We start from the raw sequence: 9,518 nt of genomic DNA, 5'->3' as shown, positions 1-9,518 counted from the left end.
CCAACTTCATGGGATTCGTCAAACTCGCAGCCATCGCCATCTGGCTCAAATAGCTAAATCGTCACTACCGCCTAGCGCTATTCCGGGAAAAGCGGAAACCAGAAGTGTTTTTAAAGATCCAGAAAAGCGGCGGATGAAACTATCAGAGATGCATTCTCCCGCCGAGTATGCTTTGGAATAGCTAGCGATAAAACAAATTGGGTCCCCGCAAAACTACTCTGCGGGGATTTTTTGTGAGGTGGTAATCCTCTTTTAATGCGTGTCCCGATCTTTCAGATTCGCTCGTGACGCTCTAACTCTTTGATTTTTGCCATGTCATTATCGCGAAACCGCTGCATACTTTCAGCTACGACATGCTATTGCGGGTTCAGCGGTACAGTTTATGCAGCCATTTTCAGCTTTTGGGTGAAAGTGGAAACCTGTTTCTGAGTTATTCGCCCAACAACATAAGGCCTTCAGGGTTGAGGTGAATAGCGACGGACTGACCGGAGATCGGTGGCGGGACGTTCGGATCATTGAACGCATCGAAGGCGATTATATTGCCTTGAGCATTCACCTTTGTGCGAACGACAGAGCCCAAAAAGTGCGACGACAAAACCGTTCCCTTGAGCGTGATGGCTGATGATGCCGTTACCATGCTCGCAGCTTCCGGACGGAAAGCGAGAGAAACCTTGTCTCCAGCCTTTTTGCCATCGATTGGTTTCGGCAGAACCAGGACATGATCTGCGATGGAGACGACGCCTGATGCAGGCTCGCGCACCTGCGCTTCCACGACGTTCAGGGTGCCGACAAAGTTGGCGACGAAGCGGGTTGTCGGTTTGCTGTATATTTCAGATGGTGTGCCGATCTGGTCGGCTTTGCCAGCATTCATGACAACGATACGATCCGAGATCGACAGCGCTTCTTCCTGATCGTGCGTGACGAAAACGGTGGTGATACCCAGCTGGCGCTGAATCTGGCGGATTTCCTCGCGCAACGAGACACGGATCTTCGCGTCAAGGGCGGAAAGCGGTTCATCAAGCAGCAGAACCTGCGGGGCAGGGGCAAGCGCACGGGCAAGCGCTACACGCTGTTGCTGACCGCCGGACATCTGGTAGGGATAGCGGTCCGCCAAATGCTCCAGGTGAATGAGCTTCAGCATTTCTTCGACGCGGGCCTTGATCTCGGCCTTCGGTTTGCCCGCGACCTTGAGGCCGAAAGCGACGTTGTCGAAAACGTTCATGTTCGGAAACAGGGCATAGGCCTGAAACACCATGCCGATATTGCGCTGGTTCGGTTTCAGGCTCGTCTGGTCTTTTCCGTTGATGACGATCGATCCATCCGAGGGGGTCTCGAAGCCCGCAATCATGCGCAGGATCGTCGTCTTGCCGCAGCCCGACGGTCCTAGGAAGGAGACGAATTCACCTTTTTCAATCGACATGTTGAAGTCATGGACGACCTGGACCGGGCCGAATGCCTTCTTGATATGGGAGAGTGTCAAAAAGCTCATGTAATGGAATTCCTCATACCGGGCGCTGCGTGGATTTTTGCAGGCGGGAGACCAACTGGATCAAGCCAAGGCAGCCCCAGGTGATGACGAAGGCGATGACGGCGAGCGCTGCAGGCTCATAGGCCCGGTTTGCACCGAGCAACTGCATGTATGGACCGAAGGCCGGACGGTTCAGAAGTGCCGCCATGGTAAATTCACCGATGACGATGGCAAAGGTCAGGAAGGCTCCGGAAAGCACCGCGACCAGCACGTTCGGCAGGATGATGCGGCCGATGATTGTAATCCAGCCAGCACCCAGGCTCTGGGCTGCTTCCGTCAAGGTCGTGACATCGATGGTGCGCAGACCGGTGTCGACGGCTCTATACATGTAGGGAAGCGCAAGGGTGGTGTAGCCACAGACCAGAAGCAGATCCGTGCCGAAGGCGCTGCCGGTCAGCGGCAGCCAGCTCGACGTATTGTACAGCCGGATATAGCCGAAAACGATGACAATGGCCGGGATGACCAGCGGCAGAAGGGTGACGAACTCGATATAGGGGCGCAGGAAGGGCAGTTTCAGGCGCACCCAATAGGCGGTTGGTACGACCAGCAATACACCGACCAGAATAGTGAAGAGCGCAAGCGTGACCGAGTAGGTGAAGGTCTCCCGGAAACGGTCGTCGCCAAACACCTTCATATAGGCATCGAACGAGTATTCGCCGCGCCGCATTTTCAGCGAGAAATTCGTCATGCCGATGAGCGGCAGGATGAAATAAAGAAGGCCGACGATCAGTGCGGCCCAGGCCCAGAGACGCTTCATTTCATCCACCTTTCGCTGCGTGCACGCAACACGATGTAGACTGTATTGGCAACGCCGGTGACGACGATCATGCCGAAAGCAAGGGCATAGCCCAGATGAGGATCGCCCAGAACGTCGCCGCGGATTTGCGCGAACAAGAGGATCGGCACGATGCTGAGCGACGAACCCGTCAGCGCGATGGCAGTTGCAACGGCGCCGAAGGCATTGGCAAAGAGAAGCGCAAAGGTGCCCAGAATGGCAGGTGTCAGGATAGGCAGGGCAACCATGCGCCAGTACTGCGCATTCGTGGCGCCCAGAATGGAGGCTGCTTCCCGCCATTCCTTTTTCAGGCCATCGAGTGCTGGCGTGATGATGAGGATCATCAAAGGAATCTGGAAAAAGAGATAGGTGAGCGTCAGACCCCAGAAGGAGAGGAGATTGAAGCCGAGCGCACGCAGATTTATGCCGAACTGCTGCTGCAGAAACACGGTGATGATGCCGAGAGGGCCCAATGTGGCGAGAAAGGCGAACGCCAGGGGGACGCCTGCGAAGTTCGACGCGACGCCCGAAAACGTCAGTAGCGGGCCGCGGATCCAGCGTGGAAGTCCTCCGAGCACGACGGCAGCAGCGACGAAAAACCCGATCAGGCAGCCGAAGAAGGCCGAGGCGACGCTGATGCGTATCGAGATGCCGTAGGCGGCCATGATGGAGGGTGTGAACAGGTTGGCAATATTGTCGAGGCTGATGCTGCCGTCCGGTCGCTGGAAGGCTCCTACCACGATCTTCAGTGTTGGCAGTACCATGAACAGCACGACGAAGGCTGCAAAGGGCAGCACGCCAAGCCAATGAAGGGGCAATCGAAGCCGCTTCACCGGGGCCTTGGCAGCCGGTTGTAACTGTGTGGTCATTCCCCTCGTTCCCGCTCGTTGTGGTTCAACGTTATTGGTTCTGGTGGATGTCAGTCCGATAGTTTTGCGGTGCTGCCCCGATCATTGCAACCGGGGCAGCTGCACTTGAAGCCTGTTACTTCACGTTTGCCCCGACGACCTTGTCCCAGCCAGCGGTGACTGCGGCCTTGTTGTCGTCAACTTCCTTGAGCGTCGGGAAGTAAGCCTTTTCGTAGGCGGCTGCCGGAGGCAGCTTGTCGAGCAGATCCTTCGGGATCTTGTTTGCCTTCGCCATGGCGTTGAAGCGGATCGGGTGGCAGTAGCCCTTCAGCCAGCCGATCTGGCCTTCGTCGGAGTACAGGTGCTCCATCCACAGCTTTGCAGCGTTCGGATGCGGAGCGTAGGCGGAGATGCCCTGAACGTAGACACCGGCGAGAACGCCCTTTTCCGGAACGATGACGTCAACTGGCGGGTTGCCGGCGAGCGTATCCTTGGCGGAGAGCGCGTTGTAGTCCCACATGACGACGATTGGCGTTGCACCCTGCGCAAGCGTACCAGACTTACCGATGACCGGAACAAAGTTGCCAGCCTTGTTCATTTCAGCAAAATACTTGAGACCGGCTTCTCCTGCTTCCTTGCCAGCTTTCGCACCGGTCGCCATGCCAGCAGCAAGCACTGCCAGGATTGCCTGGTTCGAAGCGCGCGGGTCACCCGCCAGAGCCACCTGACCTGCATATTCCTTCTTCAGAAGGTCAGACCAGTCCTTCGGGGAATTCTTGACCAGATCCTTGTTCACCAGCATCGACATGACGCCGTAATAGTCGCCGTACCAGTACCCGTCAGGGTCCTTTACGTTGTCCGGGATCTCGTTCCAGGTCGATACCTTGTAGGGCTGCAGAAGGCCTTCAGCCTTCATCTGCGGGCCGAAGGCTAGGCCGACGTCGACAACGTCAGGAGCCTGCGGACCCTTGTTGTCCTTGTTTGCCTTGATGGCTTCAACTTCATCGGCCGAACCGGCATCCGGGTTCAGTTCGTTGACCTTGATTTCCGGATACTTCTTCTTGAAGGCAGCGATAACTTCGCCATAGCCGCACCAGTCATGGGGCAGGGCGATGGTAGTCAGCATGCCTTCCTTCTTGGCGGCGGCGATCAGCTCTGCGCTTGGTTCTGCGAGTGCCAGGCTGCTTGATGCAACCATGATTGCCGTGGTCAGTGACAGCAGTCTTTTGGTCTTGGTCATCACGATGTCCTCCGTTGTCTGGTTCGTGTGGGCGCAACTCGTAGTGCCACTTCATGAATGGCATGTGACACTTTCAAAATGTAGTCTGCCTCGGAAATGCTTGTTATTATTCGGCAGCTTTCCCCTTGTTTTTCTTGTACTAACGCTCCCTGCCAGGGGCAGTCCGCCGAAACAGCCGACTGCGTTCAAAAAGCGTTTCGAGAGAGTTCATACGCTCTCTCGTCTTTTCCCACGTCGCGCTCTGAACGGCTTCGATCAGAGCCTCGACAGTGAAGAGTGTCACCACGGACGAATCCCAGGCCGATGGTGCCTCGATGCGCATTTTGAAAACATGTTGCGCATGACGAGCCACTGGCGATGCCCAGACGTCTGTGAAGAGGATTATAACCACACCATTGGCCGCGGCCGTTTCTGCAAGCGTCGCCAACTCCTGCTCATAGCGACGTATGTCAAAAATAACGATGACGTCACCTTCGCTCATGTTGAGCAGATATTGCGGCCAGGAACTGCGATTGGTGGAGATGAGGGTGGCGCGAGGCCGGATGACCTGCATATGCGTGAAGAAGTATTCGGCCAGCGCACCGGTGATGCGCCCGCCGACGAAATAGACCGATCGCTTGTCGTCCCTCAACAGGGCGGCTGCGGCATCGAAAGTCGCGACATCCATGGTCGACAAGGTTTCGCGCAGATTGTCGGTAATGGCCTCCGCAAAGCGGTTCAGAATATGTGCCGTCGGAGCACCGGATGCCCATCGATCATGCTTGGTGATCGGGTTTGAAATGGTGGCTTCAAGTTCGACGTGCAGGTGCGCCTGAAATTCCGGATAGCCCTTGTAGCCCAGTTTCTGCACCATACGCGCGACAGTCGGGGTCGAGACGCCAGCATTGTCGGCAGTCGCAGTAATGCTGCCCAACCCGGAAACGGGATAGTTCTCCAGCAGGCTGTCTGCGAGCCGCTTTTCAGCCGGGGTCAACCCATCATAGCGCTGACGGATTACCTCCAGCACGGTGTGCGATGAAGATGTCACTGGTCCTCAATTCCCCTTCCGGTCTGATGCCGGTTTTGTTTCAGTTAACATTTGTGACAGGCCAGGAGTCAATCCGGCGACTGAAAAGAAATTTTCAAAAAATCGTTGACGATGACAGGATGATGAAGAATTCTCTTCGCCATACCCTCGAGGCATGATGCTGGATGAAAGCAATGTTGGCGCAAACGGACTTCCTGACTGAACGCGACGGGCAACCGGTCGCTGTGGAAAATGCCGAAGGGCGAAGCGCCGTTGTGCTGGTTTGCGAGCATGCCTCCTTGCGCCTGCCGGAGGCCGTGGGCACGTTGGGGCTTTCGGACGATGCGCTGTCATCGCACATCGCATGGGATCCTGGCGCGCTCGCAGTCTCCCGGCTGATGTCCAAAAGCCTGGATGCAACGCTGATTTACCAGCGCTTTTCCCGGCTCGTCTATGATTGCAATCGTCCTCCGGAATCGCCTGCCGCCATGCGCGATGTCAGCGAGGTCTTTCGTATTCCCGGCAACGAGAACCTGAGCGAGCAGGAGAAGGTGGCCCGGACGCAGGCCCTCTATTTTCCTTTCCAGAACCGCATCGGCGATGAGATCGAGGCGCGCGCGACCCGTGGCCAACCTGCTGTTCTAGTGACCGTGCATTCGTTCACACCTGTCTATTTCGGCAATCCGCGCGAGGTTGAGATCGGGATCCTGCACGATACCGACAGCCGATTGGCCGACCGCATGTTGGCTGCTGCTGCCGATGCATCGCTCTATCGAGTGGAGCGCAACGAACCATACGGTCCAGCGGACGGAGTGACCCATACGTTGGAGCTTCATGCTCTGCCGAACGGGCTTCTGAACGTGATGATCGAAGTGCGTAACGATTTGATAGAAGACGAAGTTGGCCAAGGGGTCGTGGCTGATTTTCTGACCGGCCTGTTGCGGGAAAGCCTGCAGCAGCCCGAATAAAAAGAAGACCCTGGGAGACAGTTGTTGGCGTGCCCGCAACCAGAAGGGGGCGGGAGAAAATTCGGGGTTGTTCAGGCAGCCATTCGATAACAGGGGAACGTCATGTCGAATTACTCGGAGAATGACAAAAAAGAGGACGTGCAGATCCTGCACTCCATGGGTTATGCGCAGGAACTCGAACGGCGCATGAGCTCCTTTTCCAATTTTGCGATTTCCTTTTCCATTATCTGCATTCTTTCCGGCGGCATCAATTCGCTGGGGCAGGCGACAGCGGGCGCCGGTGGCGCCTCCATCGGTATAGGCTGGCCCTTGGGTTGCCTGATCTCTGGCATCTTTGCGCTGGGTCTCGCCCAGATCAGCTCGGCCTATCCAACCGCAGGCGGCCTCTATCACTGGGGCTCCATTCTGGGTAATCGGTTCACCGGCTGGCTCTCGGCCTGGCTCAACCTGCTCGGTCTTGTCACCGTTCTCGGCGCGATCAACGTCGGCACTTTCTATTTCTTCTTCGGGGCCTTCGGCTCCACATTCGGCATTGAAGACACGCTGACGCACCGCGTGCTGTTCGTGGCCGTCATCACCGCGCTTCAGGCCCTGATCAACCATTTCGGTATCGGTCTCACCGCAAAGCTGACGGATTTCTCCGGCTACCTGATCCTGGCAACCGCAGTGATTTTGACCGTTGTCTGCCTCGCCAGCGCACCATCCTACGAATTCGCGCGCCTCTTCACATTCGGCAATTATACCGGCCAGCCGACGATGGCTGCCGATGGCACCCTGACGGGCGCTGCCGTCTGGCCAACGGCGGTATCCGGTGGCATGGCATTTCTGCTGGGCCTTCTGCTGCCGATCTACACGATCACTGGTTATGACGCTTCGGCCCACACGTCCGAGGAGACCGTAAAGGCTGCCGTGTCCGTGCCGAAGGGCATGGTATCATCCGTTATCTGGTCTACCGTCTTCGGCTACATCATGCTCTGCGCCTTCGTGCTGATGCTGCCGAACATGGATGATGCCGCCAAACAAGGCTGGAACGTCTTCTTCTGGGCCATGGATGCCCAGGTGAATGGTACGGTAAAGACTATCCTTTACGTCCTGATCTTCCTCGCACAGCTTCTTTGCGGGCTGGCGACGGTAACCTCCGTTTCACGCATGATCTATGCCTTTTCGCGTGACAAGGGGCTTCCGGCCTCGTCCGCACTCGCGAAGGTCAGCAGCAAGTACCGAACACCGGTCGCGGCGATCTGGACAGGTGCAGTCCTGGCGGTTCTGTTTGTCTGGTTCACGTCCGCCATCACCATTGCCGGGACGCCGGCCTATTCCATCGTCGTCTCGTGCACGGTCATCTTCATATTCCTGTCCTTCGTCCTGCCCATCGCACTCGGATTTGCCGCTATCGGCACGTCGAAATGGCCGGTGATGGGCCCCTGGAACATGGGGGTAGGCGCCTACAAGCTCGTGGCTATTCTCGCGGTGGTTTCGATGGCCATCATTTTCTACATCGGGGTCCAGCCGCCAAATGACTGGGCGCTCGAAATCACGCTCGGCTTCCTGGTTCTGACCGCCATAGTCTGGTTCGGTTTTGAGAACCGCCGCTTCCAGGGCCCACCGATCGGCGATGCCATTGCCAAGCGCAAGGAGCAGATCGCTGCCGCTGAGGCGGCCGTCGGCGAGGCGTGAAACGGTTTTGAACAATCATCGCCGCCGCACGGGAGGTGCGGCGGTTTTCCATTCGAGAACGGATAAAGAAAAATGAGCTCGACCTATACTTTCGACGACCTGAAGATTGATGTTGCCGCCGGACGGATTGACACCGTTGTCGCCGCGCAGGTGGACATGCAGGGCCGCCTGATGGGGAAGCGCTTCCAGGCAGAATATTTCGTCGAAAGCGCTTGGAAGGAAACGCACAGCTGCAACTATCTGCTGGCGACCGACATGGAGATGGAAACCGTTTCCGGCTATAAATCCACCAGTTGGGAAAAGGGCTATGGCGATTACACCATGAAGCCCGATCTTGCGACGCTGCGGAAGATTCCGTGGCTGGAAGGCACCGCGCTGGTGCTGTGCGATGTGCTGGACCATCATACTCACGAAGAAGTGCCGCACTCGCCGCGCGCCATCCTGAAAAAGCAGGTCAAGCGGCTGGAAGACATGGGCTTCACCGCCTTCATGGCGACCGAGCTGGAATTCTTCCTGTTCGACCAAAGCTTTGAGTCGGCGCGTGAAAGCGGCTATCGCAACCTCAAGCTCGCCAGCGGCTATAACGAGGATTACCACATCTTCCAAACGACCAAGGAAGAAGAGGTGATGCGCGCCATTCGCACCGGTCTGCAGGGGGCGGGGGTGCCGGTCGAGAACTCCAAGGGAGAGGCGTCCGCCGGTCAGGAAGAGATCAATGTGCGCTATGCCGAGGCCCTGACCATGGCCGATCGCCATGTCATCATCAAGAACGGGGTGAAGGAGATTGCCTGGACCAAGGGCAAGGCGGCAACCTTCCTCGCCAAGTGGAACTATTCGGCGGCAGGTTCTTCCTCGCACATTCACCAGTCGCTCTGGAGCGCCGACGGCAAGACACCGCTCTTCTACGACAAGGATGCCGAACACGGTATTTCGCCGCTGATGAAGAACTACATCGCTGGTTTGCTGGCGCACGCGTCAGAGATCACCTACTTCCTTGCGCCTTACATCAATTCCTACAAGCGGTTCGTGGCTGGAACGTTCGCGCCGACCAAGATCGTGTGGAGCAAGGATAACCGTACAGCAGGCTTCCGGTTGTGCGGGGAAGACACCAAGGGTATTCGCATTGAATGCCGGGTTGGTGGCTCGGATCTGAACCCCTATCTCGCCATGGCAGCTTTGCTCGCGGCAGGTATCGAGGGTATCAAGAACGGTATGGAGCTTGAGCCTGCCTTCGTCGGAGATGCCTATGGTGGCAAGGGCGTGCGGGAAATTCCGCGCACATTGCGCCATGCCACCGAGCTATTGCGCAATTCTGCCATGTTGCGGGAGGCATTCGGTGACGACGTCATCGACCATTATGTGCGCGCAGCCGAATGGGAGCAGGAAGAATATGACCGCCGCATCACGGATTGGGAAGTGGCGCGCGGTTTCGAACGGGCGTAAGGCCCACGGTCTGTCTGGCCGTATAAACAGCTA

9 protein-coding genes are annotated in these 9,518 nt (G+C 57.1%); 4 read left to right on the top strand and 5 right to left on the bottom strand.

Going from position 1 to position 9,518, the window contains the following annotated elements:
• Nucleotides 1-181, top strand: a 181-nt coding sequence (locus MUU53_RS11795; protein ID WP_247261079.1) for a hypothetical protein, incomplete at its 5' end; no start/stop codon positions are given.
• Nucleotides 182-430: 249 nt separating this feature from the next.
• On the opposite strand, the gene MUU53_RS11790 is transcribed toward MUU53_RS11795, so the two are convergent.
• The 5 genes from MUU53_RS11790 to MUU53_RS11770 form a co-directional block, all read right to left on the bottom strand.
• The gene (locus MUU53_RS11790) at nt 431-1,489 is read right to left on the bottom strand and encodes an ABC transporter ATP-binding protein (RefSeq protein ID WP_247261078.1); all 1,059 of its coding nucleotides are present in this window, start codon (nt 1,487-1,489) and stop codon (nt 431-433) included.
• A gap of 13 nt (nt 1,490-1,502) precedes the next feature.
• Nucleotides 1,503-2,285, bottom strand: a complete 783-nt coding sequence (locus MUU53_RS11785; RefSeq protein ID WP_062554105.1) for an ABC transporter permease — start codon at nt 2,283-2,285, stop codon at nt 1,503-1,505.
• Nucleotides 2,282-3,172: an ABC transporter permease gene (locus MUU53_RS11780; RefSeq protein WP_062554106.1), complete on the bottom strand. Its 891-nt coding sequence runs from the start codon at nt 3,170-3,172 to the stop codon at nt 2,282-2,284. Before MUU53_RS11780 ends, MUU53_RS11785 begins: the two co-directional genes overlap by 4 nt.
• Before the next feature lie 115 nt (nt 3,173-3,287).
• Nucleotides 3,288-4,391, bottom strand: a complete 1,104-nt coding sequence (locus MUU53_RS11775) for an ABC transporter substrate-binding protein (RefSeq protein ID WP_281435098.1) — start codon at nt 4,389-4,391, stop codon at nt 3,288-3,290.
• A 139-nt stretch (nt 4,392-4,530) separates the two neighbouring features.
• Nucleotides 4,531-5,418 carry a MurR/RpiR family transcriptional regulator gene (locus MUU53_RS11770; protein WP_247261076.1) on the bottom strand — a complete coding sequence of 296 codons (888 nt, stop codon included), beginning with the start codon at nt 5,416-5,418 and terminating at the stop codon, nt 4,531-4,533.
• A gap of 173 nt (nt 5,419-5,591) precedes the next feature.
• Between MUU53_RS11770 and MUU53_RS11765 the strand changes: the two genes are divergently transcribed.
• From MUU53_RS11765 to MUU53_RS11755, 3 genes are all read left to right on the top strand, one after another.
• Entirely contained in the window at nt 5,592-6,365 is a 774-nt protein-coding gene (locus MUU53_RS11765; RefSeq protein ID WP_247261075.1) for an N-formylglutamate amidohydrolase, read from the top strand.
• A gap of 102 nt (nt 6,366-6,467) precedes the next feature.
• Nucleotides 6,468-8,042: an amino acid permease gene (locus tag MUU53_RS11760; protein ID WP_247261074.1), complete on the top strand. Its 1,575-nt coding sequence runs from the start codon at nt 6,468-6,470 to the stop codon at nt 8,040-8,042.
• Between the two features lie 72 nt (nt 8,043-8,114).
• Nucleotides 8,115-9,485, top strand: coding sequence for a glutamine synthetase family protein (locus tag MUU53_RS11755; RefSeq protein WP_062554111.1), 1,371 nt, complete (start codon nt 8,115-8,117; stop codon nt 9,483-9,485).
• Nucleotides 9,486-9,518: the final 33 nt, after the last annotated feature.

The organism is Affinirhizobium lemnae (assembly GCF_022968395.1).
GTDB classification, from domain to species: Bacteria; Pseudomonadota; Alphaproteobacteria; order Rhizobiales; family Rhizobiaceae; genus Neorhizobium; species Neorhizobium lemnae.
Note: the sequence above shows the minus strand (reverse complement) of the source record. Positions and strands in the feature narration are given on the sequence as shown.

Coding starts and splice junctions, on each gene's coding strand:
- MUU53_RS11785 (WP_062554105.1), bottom strand. CDS start 2,285: ATGAAGCGTCTCTGGGCCTGGGCCGCACTGATCGTCGGCCTTCTTTAT.
- MUU53_RS11755 (WP_062554111.1), top strand. CDS start 8,115: ATGAGCTCGACCTATACTTTCGACGACCTGAAGATTGATGTTGCCGCC.
- MUU53_RS11765 (WP_247261075.1), top strand. CDS start 5,592: ATGTTGGCGCAAACGGACTTCCTGACTGAACGCGACGGGCAACCGGTC.
- MUU53_RS11760 (WP_247261074.1), top strand. CDS start 6,468: ATGTCGAATTACTCGGAGAATGACAAAAAAGAGGACGTGCAGATCCTG.
- MUU53_RS11780 (WP_062554106.1), bottom strand. CDS start 3,172: ATGACCACACAGTTACAACCGGCTGCCAAGGCCCCGGTGAAGCGGCTT.
- MUU53_RS11790 (WP_247261078.1), bottom strand. CDS start 1,489: ATGAGCTTTTTGACACTCTCCCATATCAAGAAGGCATTCGGCCCGGTC.
- MUU53_RS11775 (WP_281435098.1), bottom strand. CDS start 4,391: ATGACCAAGACCAAAAGACTGCTGTCACTGACCACGGCAATCATGGTT.